The sequence below is a fragment of the Vibrio maerlii genome, from assembly GCF_003415655.1.
Classification (GTDB): domain Bacteria; phylum Pseudomonadota; class Gammaproteobacteria; order Enterobacterales; family Vibrionaceae; genus Vibrio; species Vibrio maerlii.
Window position 1 is genome coordinate 588,827 of the sequence record NZ_QRHC01000003.1, and the last position, 26,277, is coordinate 615,103.

Here is a 26,277-nt window from a genome sequence, read left to right on the forward strand (position 1 = left end):
TGAGGTCGATGTGAATGCATCGGCCTTTTTTATTAACTTTTTCGATTAGAGTGCGGGTATTTTGCTTTCAGCCTAGGAGGAGGAGCGGAGTTTACGAATGTAAAGGAGTACCGACGACAACGGCTGGGAGAAAAATAACCAGCTATAACTCAAAAGAAAAAAACGGAGCCCATATGGACTCCGTTTTCACTATGAGAACGCTAGTTCTAGCATTACTTCTTAGCAAGTTTCTCTTTGATACGAGCTGACTTACCAGAACGCTCACGTAGGTAGTACAACTTGGCACGACGTACTGCACCACGGCGTTTAACTTCAATGCTATCAACCATTGGAGAGTGAGTTTGGAACGTACGCTCAACACCTTCACCGTTCGAGATCTTACGAACTGTGAATGCTGAGTGAAGGCCACGGTTACGGATTGCGATTACAACGCCTTCGAAAGCCTGTAGACGCTCACGGTCACCTTCTTTTACTTTAACTTGAACTACTACTGTGTCACCAGGTGCGAAAGTAGGTAGGTCTTGTTTCATTTGCTCTTGCTCAAGAGCGTTGATGATGTTACTCATTTTTTAAATTCCTAGAATAAACTGATACTAAATTTAATAGGTTACTGCTTGCTTTTCATTGTGAGCTTTTGCTCTTTAATGAATTCAGCCAGTAATTGTTCCTGTTCGTCAGTCAGAGCTAGGTTTTCCAGGAGTTCTGGTCTTCTCAGCCAAGTACGGCCCAGCGATTGTTTTAATCGCCAGCGACGAATGTCCTTGTGATTGCCGGATTTAAGTACCGAAGGTACCTCAACACCGTCTAACACTTCGGGACGCGTATAGTGTGGACAATCTAACAAGCCATTAGCAAAAGAATCTTCTTCTGCAGACGCCATATCTCCAAGCACTCCCGGTACAAACCGAGACACTGAATCAATCAACGTCATGGCTGGTATCTCACCACCCGTCATTACAAAATCACCAATCGACCATTCTTCGTCGACTTCAGATTGAATAACGCGCTCATCTACCCCTTCGTAGCGACCACAAATCAGAAGCAAGTTCTCATTTGTTGCCAACTCTTCGACTCCTTGCTGGTCGAGCTTGCGACCTTGAGGAGAAAGGTAAATGACTTTCGTCTTACCCGGTGAGGCTTCTTTTGCCGCCGTGATAGCATCGCGCAAAGGCTGAACCATCATTAGCATGCCAGGGCCACCACCGTAAGGTCTGTCATCAACAGTGCGATGTTTATCATGAGTGAAATCACGAGGATTCCATGTCTCAATAGATAAAAGACCTTTTTTAACCGCTTGACCTGTTACTCCAAAATCCGTAACAGAACGGAACATTTCAGGAAATAGGCTAATTACGCCAACCCACATGTGTTCTCTCGCTCTGAACTTTAGAGTTAGAATCCAGGATCCCAGTCAACTTCGATCCGTTGAGCTTCGCGATCAACTTTCTTGATCACTTGCTCTTCAAGGTACGGGATTAACCGTTCCTTTTGCCCGAAAGCATCTTTAAGATTTGCTTTTACTACCAAAACATCGTTGGAGCCAGTCTCTAATAGGTCAGTGACCTCACCAAGGTTATATCCCTGAGTGGTAACAACTTGCATACCAAACAATTCACGCCAGTAGAACTCGTCTTCTGACAATTCAGGTAGAACAGCAGGGTCGATTGCGATTTCAAAGTTAGTTAGAAGATGAGCGTCTTCACGAATCTCAAGACCTTCTAGTTTCGCCACCATACCTTTGTTATGGCGTTTCCACGTTTCAACTTTGTACTCAACCCACTCGCCTTTTTGGTTAATAAACCAAGGGCTGTAATCGAAAATACTTTCAGCGTTGTCTGTGTAGGAAAAAACTTTCAGCCAACCACGAATGCCATAGGTAGCACCAAACTTGCCCACAACAATTTTTTCGTTTTGTTCGCTCATCGTTTCTTTATCCTTCATCGACATAAATAAACTAGTCTTCTTAAATTAAGAATTAAGCCGCTTTTTGAGCGTCTTTTACTAGCTTAGCAACGCGGTCAGATAGAGATGCGCCTTGACCAACCCAGTGGTTAACGCGATCTAGATCTAGGCGTAGGCCTTCTTCTTGACCAGTTGCAGTAGGGTTAAAGAAACCTACTTTTTCGATGAAACGGCCAGTTGCAGCATTGCGGCTGTCCGCTACTACGATTTGGTAAAATGGACGCTTTTTAGCGCCGTGACGTGCCAAACGAATGGTAACCATGTCGTCCTCTTTTGCTTTCTCAAAATTAAAAATGACCTCTAATCATTCTTAGATGAATAACTGAGGTCTCGTGCCAAATTAAAGCCCCGGAATTTTACTCTTATCCCGAGGCAATGCAAGACTTTTAGCTATTTTTTCACCAACATACTTTAAAAAAAATGTTTGTGACCTAGCTAACAGTCTGAATTATTTAAGTTCCTAGTTTACTAGTGCCTCTAGGAACTCGCTTCTAGGTACTAGATACTCTTATCGACCGAACGGATTAAAACCGCCACCGCCCATTCCACCCATGCCGCCCATCATGCCTTGCATGTTGCGCATCATGCCTTTCATGCCGCCCTTCTGCATCTTCTTCATCATCTTCTGCATCTGAGTGAACTGCTTAAGTAGACGGTTTACGTCTTGAACCTGAGTACCAGAACCCGCAGCAATACGCTTCTTACGAGAACCTTTAATAAGCTCAGGGCGTTGACGCTCTTTCATCGTCATAGAGTTGATGATTGCTTCCATCTGCTTAAACATTTTGTCGTCGACTTTGTCTTTCACATTATCAGGGAGCTGAGACATGCCAGGAAGTTTATCCATCATGCCCATCATGCCACCCATGTTTTGCATCTGACCAAGCTGCTCACGGAAGTCTTCAAGGTCAAAACCTTTCTTCTCTTTAAACTTCTTAGCAAGCTTCTCTGCTTTATCTTGGTCAACATTACGTTGTAGGTCTTCAATCAGTGACAGTACGTCACCCATACCTAAGATACGTGAAGCAACACGATCCGGGTGGAACGGTTCAAGTGCATCGGTTTTTTCACCCACACCCAAGAACTTGATTGGTTTACCCGTAATATGGCGAACAGATAGCGCTGCACCACCACGAGCATCACCGTCGACCTTGGTTAGGATCACACCCGTTAGTGGCAGTGCATCTCCAAATGCTTTCGCAGTGTTTGCCGCATCTTGACCTGTCATTGCATCAACAACGAACAGCGTCTCAACTGGGTTGATTGCAGAGTGAAGCTCCTTAATCTCGCCCATCATCTCTTCATCGATAGCAAGACGACCTGCCGTATCGACTAGAAGTACGTCGTAGAATTTCTTCTTTGCATGGTCGATTGCCGCATTAGCAATATCGATTGGCTTTTGATCAGGACTTGATGGGAAGAAGTCTACACCCACGTCAGTTGCAAGTGTTTCTAGCTGCTTGATTGCCGCTGGACGGTAAACGTCGGCAGACACAACCAGCACTTTCTTCTTGTCACGCTCTGTAAGAAGCTTAGACAGTTTACCTACAGAGGTGGTTTTACCCGCACCTTGTAGACCTGCCATCAGGATCACAGCCGGTGGCTGAGCCGCAAGGTCAAGTGCCTCATTTGACTCACCCATAACCGCTTCAAGCTCAGCCTGAACGATTTTAATGAACTCTTGGCCTGGAGTAAGCGATTTAGAAACCTCTACACCTACCGCGCCTTCTTTAACTCGCTTAACGAAATCACGTACAACCGGTAACGCTACGTCAGCTTCAAGTAATGCCATGCGCACTTCGCGCAGGGTCTCTTTAATGTTGTCTTCGGTCAGGCGACCTTTACCGCTGATATTCTTCAGCGTTTTGGATAGTCTATCCGTTAAATTCTCAAACATAGTTGTCTCTTCGCAAACCTATTTGTCTTTTTGCAAAGCCTTATCAGTGATTAACAAGCGATGCCTCTTTGCAAAAAGCGGCGACATATTCCCCGAAGTATACCTCACGCAGCACGTGACTGCATACCCGCTAAATCGAGGGCTAACTAACAAAGCGATGAAACTTCGCGATTGTTTGGGTTGAACTCGTAGCCCATTGTGTGTTGTCAGGGTATAATTGCCTATTCATCACATTCATTTTGGGAATCTTAGTTGAAGTTATGGACAGCATAATCGCTATTGGCGCTGCTATTCTTTACGTTCTTGCAATCGCAATGATTGTTCCGGGCTTGGTCCATCAAACGGGCATTCGAGCTAAGACGGTATTCGTAAGCGCAACCATCGCCCTTGTTTTTCATGCTTGGCTACTTAGCGATCTTATATTTGCCACTTACGGCCAAAATCTTAGTATTCTCAACGTCGCTTCTCTTATCAGCTTCATTATTTCTGTAGTAATGAGTATCGCGATGCTCAAGACACGTATTTGGTTCCTACTGCCAGTGGTATACAGCTTTGCTGCTATTAACTTAACTGCTGCAACCTTTCTACCAACATCGTTCATCACGCACTTAGAGTCTCGCCCAGAAATCCTGCTTCACATGTCGCTAGCCTTGTTCTCTTATTCAACGCTAACTATTGGTGCGCTCTATGCACTGCAGTTAGCATGGCTAGACCACAAACTGAAAAAGAAAAACGCCTTAGCAATTAACCCAAATTTACCTCCACTAATGAAAGTGGAAAGACAGCTATTCAAGATCATCTTGATTGGTAACCTGTTGCTAACCGGTACACTACTGACTGGCTTCACCTTCGTTCAGGATATGTTTGCCCAAGGAAAGGCACACAAAGGTATTCTCTCTTTCATCGCATGGATCATCTATACCACTCTACTTTGGGGTCATTACCAAAAAGGCTGGCGTGGTAAAAAGGTGACTTGGTTTGCGGTGGCAGGTGCGACCATCCTTACACTGGCTTACTTTGGTAGCCGCTTTGTTCAAGAAGTGATTCTTAGCTAACGTCACAAAGAGCTTTGATTGAAAGGTGATTAACCATCACCTTTCTTTTACAATATAAGGTTCTCTATTAGAATTTGACTCCACTCTCTATTTGGGTCATAAATTAACCAAACATACTAAGGAAAAGATAAGTTTTGGAAGACATATCAACAGGCATATTATTTGGATTACTCGCCTGTCTTATCATCATCTCTGGATACTTTTCAGGTTCAGAAACAGGGATGATGTCCCTAAATAGATACCGACTTAAACACCTATCTAATCAAGGCCACAAAGGCGCTAAACGCGTTGAAAAGCTGCTTGATCGCCCCGATCGACTCATTGGTCTTATCCTTATCGGCAACAACCTAGTTAATATTCTTGCTTCAGCGATTGCGACCATTCTTGGTATGCGCCTCTATGGTGACCTTGGCGTTGCGATTGCAACGGGTGCCTTGACCATGGTGGTGCTAGTTTTTGCAGAGGTTACGCCTAAAACACTCGCTTCCCTTTATCCAGAGAAAGTCTCTTACGCAAGCAGTATCGTTCTCTCTCTCTTGATGAAGATACTGTCGCCACTGGTGCTGTTAGTTAACTTCATCACCAATGGTTTCCTTCGCATCCTTGGTATTAAGGCCGATCACGGTGCAGAAGACCATTTAAGCTCAGAAGAGCTGCGTACTGTAGTAAACGAGGCGGGCAGCCTAATACCAAGTCGCCACCAAGATATGCTGATTTCGATCCTCGATCTTGAGCATGTGACAGTGAACGATATCATGGTGCCACGCAACGAGATCACCGGCATAGACATCAACGATGACTGGAAATCTATCGTACGCCAGTTAACTCACTCTCCTCATGGCCGCGTAGTTCTTTATCGTGACCAAATTGATGAAGTGGTTGGCATGCTTCGTTTGCGTGAAGCCTATCGCTTGATGCTAGAAAAGAACGAGTTCAATAAAGAGACGCTTTTACGTGCGGCTGACGAGGTTTACTACATTCCTGAAGCAACACCTCTAAATGTTCAAATACTTAAGTTCCAACGCAATAAAGAGCGTATTGGTCTGATTGTTGACGAGTATGGTGATATCAATGGTCTAGTGACACTAGAAGATATCCTAGAAGAGATTGTCGGCGAGTTTACGACCTCGATTGCTCCGAGCTTAGCAGAAGAGATCACCCCACAATCTGATGGCAGCTTCCTTATCGAGGGCAGTGCCAACATTCGAGATATCAACAAAGGTCTTAAGTGGAAACTGCCTACCGATGGTCCACGTACACTAAACGGGCTTATCTTAGAACAACTTGAAGACCTGCCAGAGACCTGTATAAGTTTGGAGCTTGCTAAGCATCCAATGCAGATCATCGAGTTTGATGAGAACAAGATAAAGATGGTTCGAGTCTATCCTGAAGTTCGTTAAGGACTCTTAGAACTCTAACCTTAAAACCTAAAAAAGGATGCCTCGGCATCCTTTTTTGATTCTCGTGTACTCTGAGACTTGATTATGACTGCTGAGCAAGCTCTTGTTCTTGGTTGTTGCCAACAAAGAACATAGCAATCAGTGCTGCTGCAGTTGGCAGCAACCACCCCATCCCCATTTCGAATAGTGGAAGCACGCTGAAGGCTGATACATCGACACCAGCTACTTTTGCACCATCAATCAATGCAAACAGTAGCGATACCAGCATGACTACTCGATATGCACTGCGTGGGTTTGGCAACTTGTGGCGAACAAACGTCAAAGCAACCAATGCAATTGCCACAGGGTAAAGTGCAAACAGCACAGGGACAGAAAGAGAAATCAACTGAGATAGGCCGATGTTCGCAACAACCGCACAAGCGATACCTGTAATGATCACCCACGCTTTGTACGATAGTTTAGTAATCGAGCTGAAGTAGTCAGAACATGCTGAGATCAAGCCGATTGCTGTTGTTAGACATGCTAGCAATACAATCACCGACAGAACCAACTGCCCTGATGAACCGAATAGCGCTTGAACATATTGGCTAAGTACGACACCACCGTTGTCAGCGCCATCAGCAACTGCACCACTGGTTGCGCCTAGGTAAAATAGCGAAATGTAAACAAACGCCAGACCTGCCGCAGCAATCAGCGCAGCACTGATCAGGTACTTGGTAGTTTGTGCTTTATCTTCGATACCCTTTTGACGAATTGCATCCACAATCAACATACCAAACATCAATGAACCAAAGGTATCCATGGTGTTGTAACCCTCAAGGAAACCGGTTGTTAATGGTTGCGTAAGGTAATTGCCTTGTGCTGCCATGATGTCACCTTGCGGGTTAAGGAACACCGCAGCTGCAAGTACAATAAGACCGACAAACAGAGCGGGGGTAAGGAACTTGCCGATGATGTCGATAAGCTTTCCTTGGGTCCATGCAAAACACATTGCGACAACAAAGAAGAAGATTGAGAACAGCGTCAGATCCATTTGACCAGCGTCAGCAATAAATGGACGAATCGCCATTTCATAAGCAACAAGGCCGGTACGTGGCGCAGCAAATGCAGGACCAATAATGATGAAGATCAGAACGGCCATCAGCACTGCAGCGCGTTTTGGTAAGTCTTTCGTCAGATGATCCCAGCTGCCACCAGCAATCGCGATAGCGATAATGGTCAGAAGTGGCAGACCGACGGCAGTAAGAAGAAAGCCAACCATGGTTGGGATGACGTTATCACCAGCCAATTGACCAGCTAGCGGTGGAAAAATGATGTTCCCCGCACCTAAAAAGAATGCAAAAAGCATAAAGCCTAATGCGATAATATCGGATGGTTTTAAGTTGTGCTTCACAGCTAACCCTTTACGTTATCAAATCCGTTAAACTGACGGATATAGTGTGGCGATTGCACTCAACGGCTGAGTGATAATCTATAAAATACCGACGCATCATGCAGAAAGTATCAATAGCCGACAACCCTATAGAGAAAAACACCACATAAAACCAATAGAACCGCAAAAAGCCAGTGATATACACTATATTAAAAACAAATAACTAGAATATTAAACTACACAAAATCGCATACAAACACCACCAAACAGCGTAACAACCTGCGATATAGTTCAACAATAGTCAGATAATTCATAACTTAGGTCATATACAGAATATGCAACCAAAGACAGATACTAACTTCGCTGCCAAGTTTCGATTTAAACAGTTCTCCATCTTTAAAGCAGAAGTCGGAATGCCTGTCAGTACCGATGGCGTAATGCTGGGGGCTTGGACAGAAGTGAAAGCATCGGACAAGGTTCTAGATATAGGAACAGGCACTGGGCTGCTCAGCTTAATGCTAGCTCAACGCTACCCGAACGTTGCTATCACCGCCTTAGATATAGAACCGAGCGCTGTGGAAGCAGCATCATTCAATGCTGAACAATCGCCATGGAACGAGAGAATCGCGGTTCAACAAGCCGATGTTTTGCAGTTTGCACAAAATAAAGATGACCAAATAGTCTTCGATAGTATTATCTGTAACCCACCCTATTTCATTTCAGGTGAACAAGCGCAAAGTGAAGAGCGAGCTACCGCAAGGCATTGCGACTCACTCGATCACCGCGATTTATTGATTGCATGCGAGCGGCTATTAAACCCAAATGGCGGTGCAAGTTTCATCCTCCCTACTGTTGAAGGAGAAGCCTTCATCACGATGGCGGAAACCTTAAGCTGGAAGTTGACCAGACTCTGTCGTATCCGCTCAACAGAGAAGAAGCCATACTCAAGACTGCTGTTCGAGCTCACTTTAACCAAAGACCAGGCAGAGTACGAAGAAGGTTTCGAAGAAGAATCACTGACGATCCACGGGGATCACAAAGGCTACAGTGAGGCGTTTGTTGACCTGACCCATGCCTTTTATCTCAAGATGTAGAAATAACATGTGATCCTTATCACCAAACCCTCTATAATAACCGACCATTTTTTAAGCCCATTCACTGGCTAGCGGAGACACTACTGTGATCAGAACTTTTGCTGAACTCGATCTTGATCCTACCCTACTCACTGCTCTTGAGGAGATGGGGTTTGACCGTCCTACTCAAGTACAAGCAGAGGCGATTCCTCAAGCTCTAGAGGGTAAGGATATTCTTGCCTCAGCACCAACCGGCACAGGTAAAACAGCTGCGTTTGCTATCCCTGCTATCCAGTACCTAGAAGACTTCCCTCGTAAGAAAGCGGGCCCTGCACGTGTTTTAATCTTAACGCCAACTCGTGAGCTAGCCATGCAGGTTGCAGAGCAAGCGCGTCAACTAGCAAAACACACTCACCTAAAAGTGATTACCATTACAGGTGGTGTACAGTATCAAGAGCATGCAGACGATCTAGCGGCGACTCAAGATATCGTGGTGGCCACTCCTGGTCGTCTGATGGAGTACATCGAAGCTGAGCGTTTTGATTGCCGAGCAATTGAGTGGTTAATCCTAGATGAAGCAGACCGCATGCTAGATATGGGCTTCGGTCCAGTTGTTGATCGTCTATCAGGTGAGTGTCGCTGGCGTAAACAAACATTACTGTTCTCGGCAACGTTAGAAGGCCGAGGTGTTGAAGGTTTTACCGCGGATCTACTAAAAGACCCAGCAGAGATCGAAGCTAAATCTTCGCTACGTGAGCGTAAAAAGATCACTCAATGGTATCACCGTGCTGATACTGCAGAGCATAAGTTGCAGCTTCTAAAACACATCATTACTAATGATGCTGAACGCACAATTATTTTCCTTAAGACGCGTGAGCGTCTTGCTGATCTTCGAGCACAGCTTGAGAGTGCGCAAATCCCATGTGCATGGATCCAAGGTGAAATGCCACAAGATCGCCGTAACAATGCTATCTCACGCTTCCGAGATGGAACGGTGAACGTCCTGCTTGCTACGGACGTTGCGGCTCGTGGTATTGATTTACCTGACGTTAGCCACGTAATTAACTACGACATGCCACGTACTGCTGATGTTTACCTACACCGTATTGGCCGTACTGCACGTGCTGGTAAGAAAGGTAATGCGATTTCACTGATCGAAGCTCACGATCAGCCAATGATCGAACGTGTTGCTCGTTACACTAAAGAAGCGATCAAAGAGCGTTTTGTTGAAGGCATGCGTCCTACGCACAAGAAAGCAGTGTTTAAAAAGAAAAAGAAAGACACTGCGAAAGGTAAAAAACCAGCAAGCAAAGCGAAGAGCAGTAAAAAGAAAAGCGCTAAGAAGAAATAACACTCTTACCGTATTTGAGAAGAGCCGCATCATGCGGCTCTTTTGGTTTTAGTCATTAAAGTTGGTGTGCTGGGAGCGCTTTTTCTTCATACGCATCAGCAAAGCCGTGGTTACGATCACGGTGACCCGCTTCATCTTCACGGATTCGCAGAACCACATCTCGTAGTTTTGCATCTAAAGGAAGCTGATAGTAATCAATCGCCAGCTTTGGAGCCGGTACATTCTCCACTTCCTCATTATCAATCTTCTCTAGATACTCGGTGTAGCTATTACACGCTTCTTCTTCAAAGTAACCGACCACTCGGTGAGCAATCTTTGAAGACATCAAATAGATCAGGCTATAAACGACAATGAATACGCCCTGACCTAACAACACCAATAGCCGCTCTACCCAGCTTGGTTTTGCAATATCGAGGAAAATCATCAGATGCATACGTTCATTTTCCGCTTCATCTAATAATTCACGAATCCAGCCCTCATCATCCTTCATTCGACGCAAAGCTTTCAGGTGGTTAAACATCCCAGCCACCATGCCTGGAACAGCGGCAATAGTCTCGAGTATCACTGCACGCTTCGCATACTTTTTGCCGTAAAAAACATTGAGCGTTAGCTTCAATAACTTGGTAATTCGTAATGCAACGTACTCTGATAGCTTTGATGCTTTCTTATGTGTGAGCTTGAAGTCTGACATGATGAGCATTCCTTATTTATAAGTTGCATTTAACATACAACTTATAGCCTTCCCGTTCAACTTTTTTTTAATGGATAAAATAATTTTTAACAGAAATTGCATGGAGCGACAAGTGTACAAATACCGAACAATAAAAAAGGGCTGACCTTAATGGTCAACCCTTTCGCTTTTTAGCTCTCGCGTGGCGATACTGCTAAAGATTAATTTTGCTCTTCGCGCTTAAATACAAGCTCGGTTGCTGTCGACTCTTCTTCGACAAAGTAGTAACCCGCTGTGTCAAATTTAGTCAGATCTGCCACAGATTCAACACGGTTCTCAATGATATATCGCACCATCATGCCACGAGCTTTCTTCGCGTAAAAACTAATCACCTTATATTGACCATTCTTACAGTCTTTGAACACTGGCGTGATGATTTGACCATCCACGTTCTTCGGTTTCACAGCTTTAAAATACTCGTTTGAAGCAAGGTTAATTAAGACATTGTCACCTTGAGCATTCAAAGCCTCATTGAGCTTATCCGTTATCAGGCTTCCCCAGAATTGATAGAGATTGGTGCCACGAGCGTTAGCTAGCTTAGTCCCCATCTCTAGACGATATGGTTGCATCAGATCGAGTGGTTTTAATAAGCCATATAGGCCAGAGAGCATACGTAGGTGTTGTTGAGCGTAGCCGAAATCTGCTTCAGTTAAGCTCTGAGCATCCAGTCCAGTATATACATCACCTTTAAAGGCTAAGATGGCTTGGCGAGCATTTTCTTGTGTGAACTCGGTAGACCACTCTTGGAAACGCGCCACGTTAAGGCCTGCAATCTTATCGCTTACCTTCATCAAACCCGATACATCAGCCGGAGAGAGCTTACGACACTCCTCAATAAGCTCTGCAGAATGTTCAACAAACTCTGGTTGAGTATAAGTTTGTGTCGCGAGCGGCGATTCATAGTCCAGCGTCTTAGCCGGAGAAACAACGATGAGCATGACTTTAAGTCCCTAATAATATTTATTCTGTACTTAGGGTACAAAAAAAGCCGTGCATTGTCTGCACGGCTTTCTCAATCGTTTTGATTGTCGCGCTCTATCAAGAGCACTCAACTACAAGATTACTTCTTGTCGTTGTTATCCCAAATACCATCTTCAAGTTGAGATTTAAGCTCTGGGTAATCGTTCGCATCAAAAGTCGGCACCTTGCCTGCTTTCAGCTGCGCATTGTAGTCTTTTGCTAGCTTGATAACGATACCTGATAGAAGCAGGATTGCCACTAAGTTAACGATAGCCATCAGACCCATAGATACGTCAGCTAGAGACCACACTACTGGTAATGAAGCCATTGAACCAAACATAACCATACCAAGAACAATCACACGGAAGATGCCAAGGCCAGCTTTGTGGTTGTGCTCTAAGAAGATTAGGTTCGTTTCCGCGTAAGAGTAGTTCGCAATGATCGATGTGAATGCAAAGAAGAAGATTGCAACCGCAACGAAGATACCACCCCATTCACCAACCTGAGTACTTAGTGCGCGCTGTGTTAGCTCGATACCTGTTACCGCTGTCTCAGCACCAACGTACTCTCCAGACATCAGGATAATCGCAACCGTAGCTGAACAGATAACGATAGTATCTGTAAATACACCTAACATTTGTACGTAACCTTGAGAAGCAGGGTGCGGCGGGTAAGGTGTTGCTGATGCTGCTGCGTTTGGCGCAGAACCCATACCAGCTTCGTTCGAGAATAGACCACGCTTAATACCGTTAATCATCGCTTGAGCAATTGCGTAGCCTAGGCCACCTGCAGCCGCTTCTTGTAGGCCGAATGCGCTCTTGAAGATTAGCGACAGCACGCCTGGTAGCTTGTCTAGGTTAGTTAGCATGATAAACAGAGCTAGCGCTAAGTAAGCAAGTGCCATTACTGGAACAATTAGCTCAGCAGTACGAGCGATACGCTTGATACCACCGAAGATAACAACTGCTGACAATACAACGATAGCAATACCAACATACATTTCGTCTAGGCCAAATGCCGTCTTCATTGCGCCAGCGATTGAGTTTGCTTGTACTGCGTTAAACACTAGACCAAACGCGATGATCAGGAAGATAGAGAATAGAACCCCCATCCAACGCATACCCAGGCCTTTTTCCATGTAGTATGCCGGGCCACCACGGTAGTTACCGTCATCATCTTTCGTTTTGTATAGTTGTGCTAGCGTACTTTCAGCAAATGATGTTGCCATACCCAGCATTGCGATTAACCACATCCAGAAGATAGCACCTGGGCCACCTGCCGTTAGTGCTACCGCCACACCCGCCATGTTACCTGTACCTACACGAGCAGCAAGACTAGTACAAAGTGCTTGGAAAGAAGAAATACCAGCGCTGTCTGCTTTTCGGCTGTTCTTAAGAACCGAGAACATGTGGCCAAAGTGGCGGAATTGAATGAAGCCTAGGCGTACGGTGAAGTAGATACCAACACCAACTAGAAGATAAACAAGAATCGATCCCCAAAGTAGATCGTTCATTAAGTTAATTAGATCTGTCACGATAACCTCTCATAGAGTTTTAGCTGACCCGCAGTTGTGCATGCTCCACACTTCACACCGCCAAAATCATTTCAGCAACGTATTATTAAATTTGTATATGAAGTGTAGGTCGTAAATCCTACTGAACGATAGAATTTACAAATCAGTGATTTTTTGACGCGGCGGATAATGCGCTCGAAGAAGTAAAAAATCAATATGCAACCAATTAAATAAAACTGTAAATATCACCAAATAAAAACATCGCATTTACATAATTTAGAAGTTTAAGCCTCATAATTATCTACAATTGTAATTGATTGAAACATGATTATTTGTAGCGCGATAGGTTTGTGCTTCTAATATAAAAAAGTCCCTTTAGCCTTTAAGCTTCAATGCTTGCCTAAGTTCACCTCGTACCTGTAAAGTCAAAAACCCATCAGTGATCGAAAATAAGACGATTTGGCGACTTATCGCATTACGCAATCGTTCATCCACACTCTTTTAACAAACTGATGCAACGACAAAAAAACCACGTTAATAGTTTGTTTGACTACTTTTTAACCATAACTCTGGTAAAAAAAGTGTGATTCGCTCCTTAGTTTGACCTCAAAATGTCATCTGGAAGAAACAATTGAGAAATAAATCACCGCTAATATGACCCTAAATATGCTCTACTGGCTCAGCTCAATAAGTTTCAATAAAAGCTGGCTTGAAGGGCATGACAAATAGGCTTAACACGTTTTGGCAAGGGGCTGCTTATGGAAGGCTTTCAACTTGATAGTGTAATGGAAATGGATGTTCCTCAATCACGTTCCACTCGTTCTAAACCCACAAAAAGAAAATGGCGAGAGATAGAGGCGATCAAAGACCGCCAACGTCTTCAAAAAGAGCTTAAAGACCTAGGGGTAGAGTTCGAGCTAGAAGAAATCAATATCTGACATTCCTTTAAATAGAAAGACGCCTACTAGGCGTCTTTCTTCTATCTATATACTTGCACAGCTTCAATTAAATCTTGTGGGTTCTACACGCACTCTCTTTCGTTCTGTTTTACTCTATCAGCAAGCTGCTTGTATTGGTCTGCAATGGTATCGCCGAATACAGGGTCATCTTCTGTGACCTCCCACATCGCTTCGACATTTTTCCAATCTTCAGTGGTAAAGGCTGTTTTAATCAAAGGAAGGACGTTCTTTTCTTCCATATCAAGGTGCTGCTTCTGTTCAACAATGAAATGCTCGAGACGCTCAACGAACACCTCTTTAGGAACCACAGCGTCTTGCAAGATCATCTCAACGATATCGAGAAAATCATGCGTATTCTTAGATAGCTCGACATGCTGCAGTTCTAGGTTTTCGATATCCTGTTGGTCACCATAATGGTCAATAAAGTAGCGATAAAGAATATCTTCTTTAGGGTGATGCACTTTCTCAGAATGGTTGCCCAAGTAGTCTACAATCTCTTTGACTAAGCTGTAGTTAATCGTCTTTTCGTTGTTGAGTTGAGCTAGTTTACTTTTAAGAATAGCTAACAGTCGTACCATATAGCCATGCTCTCGCTTAATCCTTTCAATCATCATGACATCACTCCTTATCACTTACTTTTTATAAGTGTATAGAAACAGTTTAGTTGATGCTTTGATGACGGTCGAAATTTAAGCACCTCACCCCAATTGGTGAAACTATGGCTATAGAGTTACCGCTTTAACGACTACAGTTATCGCTCTACTATATAGCCATATAGCGTTACACCTGCCAGTTGATAGCAGAATGTCCTTGTTCAATAAGGAACTGATTGGCTTGTGAGAAGTGTTTGCAGCCAAAGAAGCCACGGCGCGCAGACAAGGGAGATGGGTGGACCGTTTTTAAGACACAGTGATGATTCTCATCGATGTCTTTCCCCTTCTTCTGAGCGTGTGCGCCCCAAAGTAAAAAGACAATAGGCTGCTTTTGTTGGCTAAGGGTCTTAATCACCACGTCCGTAAAGGTTTCCCAACCAAATTTAGCGTGAGAATGAGCACTTCCCTCTTCAACCGTCAATACAGTATTAAGAAGCAACACTCCCTGTTCTGCCCAACTCTGAAGGTACCCATGCTTAGGAAGCTCAAATCCTTCAATATCTTCAGCAAGCTCTTTGTACATATTGCGTAAAGACGGCGGTATTTTTACTCCTGGATGCACTGAGAAACTCAGCCCATGAGCCTGCCCCGCCCCGTGGTATGGGTCTTGTCCAATAATAACAACCTTTACTTGATCCAACGGCGTGGCTTCAAATGCACTGTAGATATCTTCAGGTTGAGGGAAGACCTTAACGCCGGCTTTGCGACGAGACTCAATCTTGCTCTCCATTTCAACGAAGTAAGGTTCTGCTTTCTCTTGCTCTATTAAAGCTTGCCAGTTATTCAGTGGTTTCACATTCTTTACTCCTGCTCTAATGCTAAGAGGTGATGTTGACGCATCCAGTGAATTTCATCTTTCCATTTATCAGGGTCAATCGTCTCGAGAACCAATGGCATACCATCAAAGCGAGGATCTCTCGAGATGTACTCAAAACAATCCCAACCTATCTCTCCACTTCCCAACGAATGATGTCGATCGACACGTGAACCCAGTTCTACTTTAGAGTCGTTAATATGCATCGCTCGTAGGTATTGCATTCCAACTACACGATCAAATTCAGCAAATGTTTCTTCGCACGCTTGCATTGAACTCAAGTCATAGCCCGCCGCAAAGGTGTGGCAGGTATCAATACACACCCCGACTCTCGATTTGTCTTCAACTTGCTCGATAATGGCAGCGATATGTTCAAAGCGCCAACCTAAGTTAGAGCCCTGCCCAGCTGTGTTTTCAATAACGGCGATAACCTTGGGCACGGCTTGATGAGCTATGTTAATAGACTCTGCAATTCTCGATAAACACTCGTCCTCAGCAATTTTCTTCAGATGGCTTCCAGGATGAAAGTTCAATAGGGTTAACCCAAGTTGCTCACAGCGCTTCATCTCATCAATAAATGCAGCACGAGATTTCTCGAGCTTTTCTTCTTCTGGTGCACCAAGATTAATCAGATAGGAATCATGAGGTAGAATCTGGTCACTCGAAAATCCCAACATTTGACAGTTAGCTTTAAACGCTCGGATTGTTTTCTCTTCTAAAGGCTTCGCATTCCATTGACGTTGGTTCTTGGTGAACAAGGCAAACGCATTGGCGCCGATTTCTCTTGCACGCATCGGCGCCTGATCAACCCCACCAGCGGCTGAAACATGAGCCCCTAAAAATTTGTTGCCATACATCTTTTTATTGTTTGTCATTTAATCACTTTCGACTTTCAAAATACTCTGCTAACACCTTGAAACTAGGTAAGCAGAAACAAGAACAAAAACCATTTTGTAGTAAAATTACAACAAAAGCGGCGTTAAACTATTTTTTAATGATTAAAATATTATGTTACACGCCTGTTTTTAATAGTTTTATTGATATAGAACAAAAAATTAACCTCACTATAAATAATGTTTTTTGTTGATTTTTGACTTAAATCAATATTATTATAACCACATTGAGGTATACATTACTCAGCTCAACAAAAATTGAAAATTAACACCAAATATCCACTAAAGTGGAATAGGAGAAAGTAATGATTCAAGGTATTCAAATTACTAAAGCTGCAAACGACGACCTACTAAACTCTATCTGGCTACTGGATACAGAAAAGAACGAAGCTCGTTGTGTTGCTGCAACTGCTGGTTACGAAGCAGACCAAGTTGTTGCTGCTGCAGACCTAGGTGAGTACGAAAGCCGTGAGGTTGCTATCGAAGCTGCGCCAAAAATCGAAGGTGGCCAACACCTAAACGTTAACGTTCTGAAGCGTGAAACTCTAGAAGACGCAGTTGCGAACCCAGAGAACTACCCACAGCTAACTATCCGCGTATCTGGCTACGCTGTACGTTTCAACTCTCTAACACAAGAGCAGCAACGCGACGTTATCGCTCGTACATTCACTGAATCTCTATAATTTTAGAGACGAAGTACAAAATTTAAAGAGCTTGGTTAGCGATAACCAAGCTTTTTTTATGTCCGAAGACCGTCCCTTTATGGTGCATTTCTTTGGGAAGGGTCCTTACTAAACACCTTAGCTTTCTTCGTCGGATCTTGCCTTTCTCTTTGCAGAGCTGCTCCCTGTGCCCACCATAACAGCTGATGTAATGTGCGATTCATATACTCATCCCATTCACTCTGTTCACTAGCATTAACAACAAAGCCATTCTCATCCAGTACTTGCGCAGCTTTTGGTAAATGAATCATTGCCGATACAGGTAAACAGCCAAGTTCAGATAAGAAAGTACGCATATTGACCGCAGCTCTTGCTCCTCCCCACTGTCCGGCAGAGTATGTCACTATCGCACTCGGTTTGTACGAAAAACGAGAGCTTCCAAAATGATTGAGCAGGTTTGCCAATGCTGGACTCATGGAGTGGTTATACTCTGGGCTGACCATAATATAGCCGTCAGCATCTTGAATTTTCTTCGCTAATGATTCCATTTGATTCGGCACTTGAGAGCGTCTATAGGCAAACTCCGGTTTGAATATATCGCCGAAGTCATACTCTAATGGATCAATGAGTTCCACAGTATGCTGTGGGTAGCTTTGTTCTAGCAATCGAACACAGGCCCTACTCACTCTCATCCCAATTCTGGCAGGCTTGGGCGGCGTACTCTCTCGAACTGAACCCAAAAAAACTAAAAAGTACATTTCACTCACCTTAGAGTCTAATCAAAACAAAAAAGGTGAATGCGACAGCATTCACCTTCCTCAGTTTAAATATTCAACCTGATTTACTGAACTCGACGCAGCACCGCTTTTAGAGCCTCAAAGTCGTTAGCAAGGTCTTCCGATAACAGTTCCATAACAGCGTGTTTCGCAAGTGGACCTGGAAGTTCGATATCTGATTCTAGGATTTCATCAACGACTTCTTTGAACTTCGCAGGGTGCGCGGTACACAAGAAGATACCTGTTTCACCTTCTTGCAACTGTTCATCAAGAAGACGATAGGCAATCGCACCGTGTGGTTCACATAGGTAACCTTGTGCATTAAGAGCTTTCACGGATTCCGCGCTCTCAGCATCGGATACCTTACCTTTACCTAAAGTATCTAATCCCCAGCCTTTAATACGACAAAGCTCTTCGATTCTCGGCCAGTTGTTCGGCTGGCTAACATCCATTGCGTTTGATGTCGTCGCTACCGTTGGCTTTGGATCCCACTCACCGGTTTCTAGGTAACGAGGTACCGTGTCATTCTCATTGGTTGCAGCAATAAAGCGTTTAACCGGCAGACCCAGTGCTTTTGCTAATAGACCGGCAGTCAGGTTGCCAAAGTTACCACTCGGTACAGAGATAACTAGCTCTTCTCGCTGTGCTTTTGTTAGCTGAGAGGCTGCTTCAAAGTAGTAACAGATCTGCGCCATTAGGCGGCTAATGTTGATTGAGTTTGCAGAGTTTAGACCAATCTCTTCGCGCAGAGCTGCGTCATCAAATGCTTGCTTCACCAGCGCCTGACACGCATCAAAATCACCATCGATAGCAACCGTATGAATATTTTTACCTAGCGTACAGAATAGTTTTTCTTGCAGTGGACTAATCTTCCCTTTCGGGTAAAGGATCACAACATTGATGTCTTCCATGCCATAGAACGCATGTGCTACAGCTGCACCAGTGTCACCAGATGTCGCGGTTAGAATCGTGATCTTGCCGCCATCCGAAACCGCCGCCAAAGACTGAGCCATAAAGCGACCACCGAAGTCTTTGAATGCTAATGTTGGGCCATGAAAAAGCTCAAGTGCGTAAACACCTTCTTTAACTTGATTAATAGGTGCAGGGAACTGGAATGCTGCATCAACCAGTGCGTTCACTTGTTCTTTTGGTAGTTCATCACCAATTAGGGCAGACAAAATCTTAGTACTACGAGAAACAAAGTCTTCCTCAAGTAGTGCATCGATATCATCAAACTTTGGCAATTCTGATGGGAAAAATAGACCCTGGTTACGACCAAGACCTTGGCGAACAGCTTGTCCAAAGCTTACTTGTTCGTCATTTTCTTTGATATTGTACAGCTTCATAGCTTACTTCCTGTTACTTTTGAGCCCTGTTTGTTCAGACGACAAACATGGACGAATCCTTCTTCATTTTGAACATAATTTTGTTCTAGCCATTTAGCTACGCGTTCAGCCACGTCTTTCTCTTTACAGATACTAAACAGAGTTGGACCACTGCCAGAGATACCCGTTGCAAGAGCACCCGCTGTAGCAGCATATTGGCGAGCTTGCTTGAAGCCTGGCAATAGTTTTTCACGGTATGGTTCCGCGATAACGTCTTTGATCATCTTCGCGGCTAACTCTGGTTGGTTAGAGTGGCATGCGTGAACAAAGCCTGCTAAGTGACGGCCATGAGCAATAATATCTTGTCTGCGATACTGAGATGGTAGGATCTCTCGCGCCTCTGCAGTCGATACCTTGATGCCTGGATACGCCATTACCCAGTACCAATCGTCAAAGCTTGGTACTTCCTGGCTAATGATGTCGAGCTCTTCAACCATCAGCTGCACACCACCTAGGTAACAAGGTGCCACATTATCATAGTGAACACCACCGGAGATCTTACCTTCCATCTCCCCCATCAAAGCCAGAAGTTCCGTCTCGTTGAGTGGTTGATCATGGAAACGGTTTAACGCATCTAGTGCCGCGACAATGGAGCAAGCGCTTGAACCTAGACCCGAGCCGATAGGCATATTCTTCTCGAGTGTCATAGCGACGGGTTTTACAACCAGCCCTTTCTTATCCAGTTCGCGAGAGAACACCTGCCAGCAATCATAAACAATGTTCTCTTTAGTCTCTGCCGGTAGCTTATCAACAAAGCGACCAGCCGTGGTAAGTGTAAATGCTTCATCACCCGATGCCACTAAAACACGGTCACCCAATAAGGTTCCATCAACCGGTGAAACCGCTGCACCAAGTACATCAAAACCAACACTTACGTTACCGATTGATGCTGGTGCATAAACGACAACATCCATATTACCTTCGCTCATATTACATCCCTAGCTTCCAGCCTAAAGTACGCATCACATCAGAGAATACACCTGCTGCCGTTACCTCAGTACCAGCACCATACCCACGAAGAACCAGTGGGATCGGTTGGTAGTAGCGGCTGTAGAATGCTAATGCGTTCTCACCATCTTTGATCTTGAACATTGGGTCATTGCCATCAACGGCAGCAATTCGCACCTTGCACTTGCCGTCGGCGATTTCACCGACATAGCGGAGCACTTTGCCCTCTTCTGCAGCATTCGCACACTGTTCACGGAAATAAGCATCCGCTTCAGGAAGGCGAGCCATAAACTCTTCAACCGAACCTGAATCATCAAAGCCAGGTGGTAGAGCTTGGTCAACTTCAACATCTTCAAGTTCGAGCATCATGCCAGCCTCACGCGCCAGGATTAGAAGCTTACGCGCGACATCCATACCAGATAGGTCATCACGAGGGTCTGGCTCCGTGAAACCATTTTCTTTAGCAATGTTAGTTGCTTCGCTTAACGTCATACCTTCATCAAGCTTGCCGAAGATGTAAGACAAAGAGCCAGACAAGATGCCATTGAAGCGCTCAAGCTCATCACCTGCAGCAATAAGGTTTTGTAGATTTTCGATTACCGGTAGACCTGCACCAACCGTAGTTTCATACATCAACTTACGACGAGAGCGACGAGACACTTCTCGTAGCTGATGGTAGTACGCCATGCTCGAGGTGTTTGCTTTCTTGTTTGGCGTCACAACGTGGAAGCCTGCGGCTAAGAAATCTGCATATTGATTGGCGATATCTTCACTAGAAGTACAGTCAACTAGAACAGGGTTGATAATATGGTTGCGAGAAACAAGCGCACTTAAAGAGGCAACGCTAAAGCGCTCAGATGCATCTTTCATTCGGTCACGCCAGCTCTCCAGAGGAAGACCCTCACCATCCAATAGCAGGCCTTTACTGTTTGCTAGGCCACACACACGAATAATGATGCCTTTCTCTTTCAATTTTGCTTGCTGACGCTCAATTTGGTCCACCAGTTCACCACCAACGCCGCCAACACCGACAACAAACACATCAAGGAAGTGCTTGGAGTTAAATAGATTTTCGTGACACGCCTTGATCGCTTCAGAGATCTTATCTTCAGGGATCACAGCAGAAATAGCACGCTCTGATGAGCCTTGGGCAATCGCAACGATGTTTACGTTCACTTCAGCCAGTGATGAGAAGAATTGTGAAGCCACACCGCGCGAGGTACGCATACCGTCACCAACTAGCGTAACGATCGCGACGTTGTTTAAGAATTCCACTGGCTCTAACAGGCCATCTTTTAATTCGAGCTCAAATGTTTCACTCAGGATAGCTTGTGCTTTGGGTTTGTCAGCCGCTTCAATACAAAAACTGATACTGTATTCAGACGAAGATTGAGTGATGAGTACAATCGATACACCTGCAGTCGACATCGCACCAAATACACGGCTCGCCATGCCAACCATGCCCTTCATGCCTGGGCCTGACACGTTAACCATAGTGAGGTCACTCAAGGTAGTGATCCCTTTGATTGCTAGGTTATCTTCACCAGTATCTTGACCGATTAATGTGCCTGCACCCTGTGGGTTAAAGCTGTTCTTGATAAGGCAAGGAATGTGGAACTGTGCGATCGGAGCAATGGTTTTAGGGTGAAGAACAGAAGCCCCGAAGTACGACAGCTCCATAGCCTCTTGGTAGCTTAGCGATTTTAGAAGACGCGCGTCTTCAACAAGGCGAGGGTCACAGTTGTATACGCCATCCACGTCTGTCCAGATTTCACAGCAATCTGCACGTAGACACGCTGCCAATACCGCTGCTGAATAATCAGAGCCATTACGACCTAGCGTAACGATCTCACCTTTCTCATTACCGGCAGTAAAGCCTGGCATGATGTTTACATGACCTTGTGGAAGTGGCGCATTGCGGAAGTTTTGCGTAGAGAGCTCAACATCAACCATCGCCTCTAAATGTGGACCTTGTGCAAATAGATATTGAACTGGGTCAATAAGACTCGCAGGCTGACCTTTCGCCTCAAGAACAGCCTTCATTAGCTGGATAGAAATGCGCTCACCTTTACTGATGATGCGTGCATTGACATTGTCTGGGCACATACCCAACAGTTGAATACCATCAACAAACTGGCGCAGCTGGCCAAGAGAGCTATCCACCTGCTGTTGGAAGCCTTCACCATTGATATTCGGGAGCACTTGTTGAATTTCGGCGTACAAAGAAGCAAATGAAGCTTCAAGCTCTGAAATCTGTAATTCCGCACCTTGATTCTTAAGCGCACATTCAATGATAGCAACTAGCTTATTGGTTGTTTTACCTGGCGCCGATAGTACAACGGCTACTTCTTCTTGCTGGGCATTATTAGCAATGATGTCACTCGCTCTCAAAAAGCGATCTGCATCAGCTAATGATGAACCTCCAAACTTTAAAACTCGCATCCCTTCCTCCAAATTGAAAAATCGATAAGCTAAAAAATCGATAAAAAAAAGGCCCGTATCGTGTTGGATACAGGCCTTTTTTTTGAAATCCTTTAGTTAGCAGCCTGCCCCAACATTGTGAATGCCGGTAATAATCATGGTTGTGGTCATCATAATTAGGCTGTTAACGTACATAATAAAAACGGTTTGTTTTCTCTTCAAATCTCTTAACTCTACGTTTACCGACTTTACACTCTTGAGTCAATCAAAAGTTACATTTTTTGGCAAAATAGAGATTTTTCTGCTATTCGATGATGAAACTAATAGGGCCCTTTCATGTAATGCGTTACATGAAATTTGAAGCAGAGACTGAATTTCACGACTAATAACTAATTAGCATATAGATTTTGCATCAATTTTTAGACGATATGTTATTTTTGATCCTAAGATTAACAGTATAAAAATTCTCTTGCATATGAATGCAAGGGAGCATTCAAGCGGTGGTACGCAGGGAGGGATACATGACGAGAGCGTGGTTTTTACTATCATGGCTTTTTGCATCAGTGTGTTACGCCAGTGATCTGCCAACTCTACCGAGCCACAAAGAGACCTCACCTCATAAGTTATTCATTTCTAGCGAGCAGAATAGTAACCAATCCTTTGATACTTGGACCATTGACAGCGGCTACGCCTACTCAATCCTCGACGATGTCGATATTTATATAGGTGCAAGGGTCAACAATGGCAATGAAATCAGAGAAAATGGTTTTCTTAGTGGTGTGAGCTACCAATTCAACGACAAGATCGTTTTCAAAAGTACTCTTCATGCGAAAGATCGCCCTGAAGACGACGTAGTCAGTGGGAATGCAAAGTTCAAGGATAGTGTAACCGCTGAGGTTTCAAGCCGCGTTAAGCTCTCTGAGAATATTGATATCCACGCGACTCTAGATTATGAGCAGTTTGAACAAGGTATTGAGTTTGGATTGGGTTTCCGCTTTTAATGACAACTAATTCGTAAACAGCAAATAAAAGCGGAACCGATACGAGCTGTCTCTATAAAAACTTAGTAAGGTCCAGTTCGTTATGGCTTAAAAGGGTACCATTCCAATCAGCGTAGATATAATCTCCTGGCTGAATGATCTGCCTTTGGATTTGCAAGGTAACATTCACCTCACCCGCTCCACGCTTTTCCGTTTTAAACGGGCTAGTCGCCAATGCCTTAACACCGAGATCCATCTCTGACATAGCCGCGACATCTCGTACAGCCCCGTTGACAATCACACCTTCCCATCCATTTTCTATCGCCAGTACCGCTAACTGATCCCCCAACAACGCCTTTTTACAAGATCCATTACCGTCTACGAACAGAACTTTGCCTCTGCCATCGGTTGCAAGTAGTTCTCGTACTTTTGAGTTGTCATGAAAACATCGGATGGTAACAACTTGACCGTAGAATGAGTAACGTTGGCCAAAGCTTTGCAACGGCAAATCAATCATTGTTACTTCTTGCTCAAAGTGATCACAAATCTCTGGGGTAAGGTCTCTCATAGTTTCCTCCTTGATTAAATTCCTTTTCCTTGGCGTACACAAACCTTAAGCAATCTATCTTGCAAACTTTCAAAACAGTTAATTTCTTTCAGTTCATAGGGTAGTAAGGCACTATCTGTCCAAGATAAAAACCACCGAGACGCAGGGAGCGAGAATCGTCAAATAAACCGCTAAAAAACTCCATATAGCGGAAAAATCATAAAAAACATCAAACTTTCATTAATCTCCATAGAAAAAGAGATGATGAAAATGTATCCATTACTTGGCGCATACTATTAACTTTAGTTACACAAGCCCTATTGATATAAATCAACAAAGTGAATGGAATTAACATTCTGCCATTGTTAGCAAGCTGTTAACATTATAGAATTCACACAATTCGCTAGAATAAACAAAAAAGCGTTAAGGAGAATGCGAAGTTTGGCAGTAGACCTCAAGGATGAAACTAACGATGTGATGTTTTTTTGATACGCTTTGCGATATCATCAAAAAATCATTACATAAATGTTATTATTGCCTAGAATTTATTCTAAAAGCACAATTTTTGTCACAAGATTTAGGTACCTATAATGCAAACTCCGCAGATTCTTATTGTTGAAGATGAGCAAGTTACTCGTAATACGCTGAAAAGCATTTTTGAAGCGGAAGGATACACCGTATTTGAAGCTAGCGATGGTGAAGAGATGCACCAGAAGCTTTCTGACAACCAAGTGAACCTAGTTATCATGGACATCAACCTACCTGGTAAGAACGGTCTTCTGCTAGCTCGTGAACTACGTGAGCAAGCAAACGTAGCACTTATGTTCCTAACCGGTCGTGACAACGAAGTTGATAAGATCCTGGGCCTTGAGATTGGTGCTGATGACTACATCACTAAACCATTCAACCCTCGTGAACTGACCATCCGTGCTCGCAACCTACTAAACCGCTCGATGACTTCTGGTGTTGTTCAGGAAGAGAAACGCGTGGTAGAGAAATACGAGTTCAACGGTTGGATTCTAGACATCAACAGCCGTTCTCTTGTGAGCCCTGCTGGTGAAGCTTACAAGCTACCTCGTTCTGAGTTCCGTGCGCTTCTGCACTTCTGCGAGAACCCTGGCAAAATCCAAACACGTGCAGACCTTCTTAAGAAGATGACAGGCCGTGAGCTTAAGCCACACGACCGTACTGTAGACGTTACAATTCGTCGTATTCGTAAGCACTTTGAGTCTGTATCTGGAACGCCAGAGATCATCGCGACAATCCACGGTGAAGGCTACCGCTTCTGTGGTGATCTAGAAGACTAATACCAATTAGCTTCTCTGAGATACAAAAAAGGACGCGCAAGCGTCCTTTTTTACATCGATAGATTAATCTACCTTTAGCTCTTTAAGCATCTCTTCAGGCAGTGCAAGCTCATCATTCTTATTCACTTGGATGCCTGCAGCGATGATCGCCTTTGCAATCTCTTGCGCTTCTTGCAGTGAGTGCATAGCCGCAGTACCACACTGGTACTCGTTTAGCTCAGGGATCTTGTTCTGGCTCTCAACCTTTAACACATCTTCCATCGCAGCCAACCAAGCGTCAGCAACTTGCTGCTCAGACGGTGTACCAATGAGGCTCATGTAGAAACCAGTACGGCAACCCATTGGTGAAATATCGATAATCTCAACGTTCTCACCGTTTAGGTGTGCACGCATGAAGCCCGCATATAGGTGCTCGAGAGTATGGATACCCTTCTCAGAAAGAATGTCTTTGTTTGGCGCAGTAAAGCGTAGATCGAATACAGTGATCGTATCGCCCTTTGGTGTTTGCATTGTTTTTGCAACACGTACTGCTGGCGCATTCATGCGAGTATGGTCAACAGTAAAGCTATCTAGTAGTGGCATGGAAATCTCCTCGTTACTCACCACCAGAGCCTAATCT

The 26,277-nt window shown here is 44.3% G+C and carries 26 protein-coding genes and 1 other annotated feature; of the genes, 8 read left to right on the forward strand and 18 right to left on the reverse strand.

Annotated features, from left to right (window positions below):
* Positions 1-212: 212 nt before the first annotated feature.
* The 5 genes from rplS to ffh all read right to left on the reverse strand — a co-directional run bounded on the left by rplS (position 213) and on the right by ffh (position 3,859).
* The gene (gene rplS / locus DPF91_RS07025; protein ID WP_021712249.1) at positions 213-566 is read right to left on the reverse strand and encodes a 50S ribosomal protein L19; all 354 of its coding nucleotides are present in this window, start codon (positions 564-566) and stop codon (positions 213-215) included.
* A 41-nt stretch (positions 567-607) separates the two neighbouring features.
* Entirely contained in the window at positions 608-1,366 is a 759-nt protein-coding gene (gene trmD / locus DPF91_RS07030; RefSeq protein ID WP_117233714.1) for a tRNA (guanosine(37)-N1)-methyltransferase TrmD, read from the reverse strand.
* A 26-nt stretch (positions 1,367-1,392) separates the two neighbouring features.
* Positions 1,393-1,947 carry a ribosome maturation factor RimM gene (gene rimM, locus DPF91_RS07035; protein ID WP_117233715.1) on the reverse strand — a complete coding sequence of 185 codons (555 nt, stop codon included), beginning with the start codon at positions 1,945-1,947 and terminating at the stop codon, positions 1,393-1,395.
* Positions 1,948-1,975: 28 nt separating this feature from the next.
* A complete protein-coding gene (gene rpsP / locus DPF91_RS07040) occupies positions 1,976-2,224 on the reverse strand; it encodes a 30S ribosomal protein S16 (RefSeq protein ID WP_117233716.1) in 249 nt (82 codons plus the stop codon).
* 246 nt (positions 2,225-2,470) lie between these two features.
* Positions 2,471-3,859, reverse strand: coding sequence for a signal recognition particle protein (ffh, locus tag DPF91_RS07045; protein WP_117233717.1), 1,389 nt, complete (start codon positions 3,857-3,859; stop codon positions 2,471-2,473).
* A gap of 260 nt (positions 3,860-4,119) precedes the next feature.
* Here ffh and DPF91_RS07050 point away from each other — a divergent pair, with 260 nt between their 5' ends.
* Both DPF91_RS07050 and DPF91_RS07055 read left to right on the forward strand, forming a co-directional pair.
* A complete protein-coding gene (locus tag DPF91_RS07050; RefSeq protein WP_117233718.1) occupies positions 4,120-4,914 on the forward strand; it encodes a cytochrome C assembly family protein in 795 nt (264 codons plus the stop codon).
* Positions 4,915-5,048: 134 nt separating this feature from the next.
* The gene (locus DPF91_RS07055; protein WP_117233719.1) at positions 5,049-6,314 is read left to right on the forward strand and encodes an HlyC/CorC family transporter; all 1,266 of its coding nucleotides are present in this window, start codon (positions 5,049-5,051) and stop codon (positions 6,312-6,314) included.
* Between the two features lie 82 nt (positions 6,315-6,396).
* Here DPF91_RS07055 and brnQ read toward each other — a convergent pair whose 3' ends face one another.
* Positions 6,397-7,707, reverse strand: coding sequence for a branched-chain amino acid transport system II carrier protein (brnQ, locus tag DPF91_RS07060; protein ID WP_117233720.1), 1,311 nt, complete (start codon positions 7,705-7,707; stop codon positions 6,397-6,399).
* A 314-nt stretch (positions 7,708-8,021) separates the two neighbouring features.
* Here brnQ and DPF91_RS07065 point away from each other — a divergent pair, with 314 nt between their 5' ends.
* Both DPF91_RS07065 and srmB read left to right on the forward strand, forming a co-directional pair.
* A complete protein-coding gene (locus DPF91_RS07065) occupies positions 8,022-8,780 on the forward strand; it encodes a tRNA1(Val) (adenine(37)-N6)-methyltransferase (protein ID WP_117233721.1) in 759 nt (252 codons plus the stop codon).
* Positions 8,781-8,865: 85 nt separating this feature from the next.
* Complete coding sequence (gene srmB / locus DPF91_RS07070; RefSeq protein WP_117233722.1) at positions 8,866-10,110, forward strand: ATP-dependent RNA helicase SrmB; 1,245 nt, start codon at positions 8,866-8,868, stop codon at positions 10,108-10,110.
* A gap of 55 nt (positions 10,111-10,165) precedes the next feature.
* Here the strand turns inward: srmB and DPF91_RS07075 are convergent, their stop codons facing one another.
* The 3 genes from DPF91_RS07075 to DPF91_RS07085 form a co-directional block, all read right to left on the reverse strand.
* Positions 10,166-10,801 carry an alternative oxidase gene (locus DPF91_RS07075; RefSeq protein WP_117233723.1) on the reverse strand — a complete coding sequence of 212 codons (636 nt, stop codon included), beginning with the start codon at positions 10,799-10,801 and terminating at the stop codon, positions 10,166-10,168.
* 200 nt (positions 10,802-11,001) lie between these two features.
* Entirely contained in the window at positions 11,002-11,778 is a 777-nt protein-coding gene (yaaA, locus tag DPF91_RS07080) for a peroxide stress protein YaaA (protein ID WP_117233724.1), read from the reverse strand.
* 122 nt (positions 11,779-11,900) lie between these two features.
* Entirely contained in the window at positions 11,901-13,334 is a 1,434-nt protein-coding gene (locus tag DPF91_RS07085) for an alanine/glycine:cation symporter family protein (protein WP_117233725.1), read from the reverse strand.
* Positions 13,335-14,071: 737 nt separating this feature from the next.
* Between DPF91_RS07085 and DPF91_RS07090 the strand changes: the two genes are divergently transcribed.
* Positions 14,072-14,251: a DUF3545 family protein gene (locus DPF91_RS07090; protein WP_117233726.1), complete on the forward strand. Its 180-nt coding sequence runs from the start codon at positions 14,072-14,074 to the stop codon at positions 14,249-14,251.
* Positions 14,252-14,334: 83 nt separating this feature from the next.
* On the opposite strand, the gene DPF91_RS07095 is transcribed toward DPF91_RS07090, so the two are convergent.
* The 3 genes from DPF91_RS07095 to nfo form a co-directional block, all read right to left on the reverse strand.
* Positions 14,335-14,886 carry a hemerythrin domain-containing protein gene (locus DPF91_RS07095; RefSeq protein WP_117233727.1) on the reverse strand — a complete coding sequence of 184 codons (552 nt, stop codon included), beginning with the start codon at positions 14,884-14,886 and terminating at the stop codon, positions 14,335-14,337.
* 166 nt (positions 14,887-15,052) lie between these two features.
* Positions 15,053-15,721, reverse strand: a complete 669-nt coding sequence (gene ung, locus DPF91_RS07100) for a uracil-DNA glycosylase (RefSeq protein ID WP_420855577.1) — start codon at positions 15,719-15,721, stop codon at positions 15,053-15,055.
* Positions 15,722-15,726: 5 nt separating this feature from the next.
* Positions 15,727-16,614 (reverse strand): deoxyribonuclease IV, encoded by an 888-nt coding sequence (gene nfo / locus DPF91_RS07105; protein ID WP_117233728.1) that lies wholly within the window; start codon positions 16,612-16,614, stop codon positions 15,727-15,729.
* 323 nt (positions 16,615-16,937) lie between these two features.
* Here nfo and grcA point away from each other — a divergent pair, with 323 nt between their 5' ends.
* A complete protein-coding gene (gene grcA / locus DPF91_RS07110) occupies positions 16,938-17,315 on the forward strand; it encodes an autonomous glycyl radical cofactor GrcA (protein ID WP_117233729.1) in 378 nt (125 codons plus the stop codon).
* Positions 17,316-17,392: 77 nt separating this feature from the next.
* Here the strand turns inward: grcA and DPF91_RS07115 are convergent, their stop codons facing one another.
* The 4 genes from DPF91_RS07115 to thrA form a co-directional block, all read right to left on the reverse strand.
* Positions 17,393-18,052 carry an NADPH-dependent FMN reductase gene (locus DPF91_RS07115; RefSeq protein WP_117233730.1) on the reverse strand — a complete coding sequence of 220 codons (660 nt, stop codon included), beginning with the start codon at positions 18,050-18,052 and terminating at the stop codon, positions 17,393-17,395.
* An 83-nt stretch (positions 18,053-18,135) separates the two neighbouring features.
* Positions 18,136-19,416 carry a threonine synthase gene (gene thrC / locus DPF91_RS07120; protein ID WP_117233731.1) on the reverse strand — a complete coding sequence of 427 codons (1,281 nt, stop codon included), beginning with the start codon at positions 19,414-19,416 and terminating at the stop codon, positions 18,136-18,138.
* Positions 19,413-20,369: a homoserine kinase gene (thrB, locus tag DPF91_RS07125; protein WP_117233801.1), complete on the reverse strand. Its 957-nt coding sequence runs from the start codon at positions 20,367-20,369 to the stop codon at positions 19,413-19,415. The genes thrC and thrB overlap by 4 nt, the downstream gene beginning before the upstream one ends.
* Before the next feature lie 16 nt (positions 20,370-20,385).
* Entirely contained in the window at positions 20,386-22,845 is a 2,460-nt protein-coding gene (gene thrA, locus DPF91_RS07130) for a bifunctional aspartate kinase/homoserine dehydrogenase I (RefSeq protein ID WP_117233732.1), read from the reverse strand.
* Positions 22,846-22,887: 42 nt separating this feature from the next.
* Positions 22,888-23,006: a sequence feature (Thr leader region), on the reverse strand.
* Positions 23,007-23,345: 339 nt separating this feature from the next.
* On the opposite strand from thrA, the gene DPF91_RS07135 reads away from it, so the two are divergent.
* Entirely contained in the window at positions 23,346-23,825 is a 480-nt protein-coding gene (locus DPF91_RS07135; RefSeq protein ID WP_117233733.1) for a ribonuclease regulator, read from the forward strand.
* A 52-nt stretch (positions 23,826-23,877) separates the two neighbouring features.
* Here the strand turns inward: DPF91_RS07135 and DPF91_RS07140 are convergent, their stop codons facing one another.
* Positions 23,878-24,372 (reverse strand): putative 4-hydroxy-4-methyl-2-oxoglutarate aldolase, encoded by a 495-nt coding sequence (locus DPF91_RS07140; RefSeq protein ID WP_117233734.1) that lies wholly within the window; start codon positions 24,370-24,372, stop codon positions 23,878-23,880.
* 569 nt (positions 24,373-24,941) lie between these two features.
* On the opposite strand from DPF91_RS07140, the gene arcA reads away from it, so the two are divergent.
* Positions 24,942-25,658: a two-component system response regulator ArcA gene (arcA, locus tag DPF91_RS07145; protein ID WP_117233735.1), complete on the forward strand. Its 717-nt coding sequence runs from the start codon at positions 24,942-24,944 to the stop codon at positions 25,656-25,658.
* Positions 25,659-25,721: 63 nt separating this feature from the next.
* Here arcA and luxS read toward each other — a convergent pair whose 3' ends face one another.
* Positions 25,722-26,240, reverse strand: coding sequence for an S-ribosylhomocysteine lyase (luxS, locus tag DPF91_RS07150; RefSeq protein WP_117233736.1), 519 nt, complete (start codon positions 26,238-26,240; stop codon positions 25,722-25,724).
* Positions 26,241-26,277: the final 37 nt, after the last annotated feature.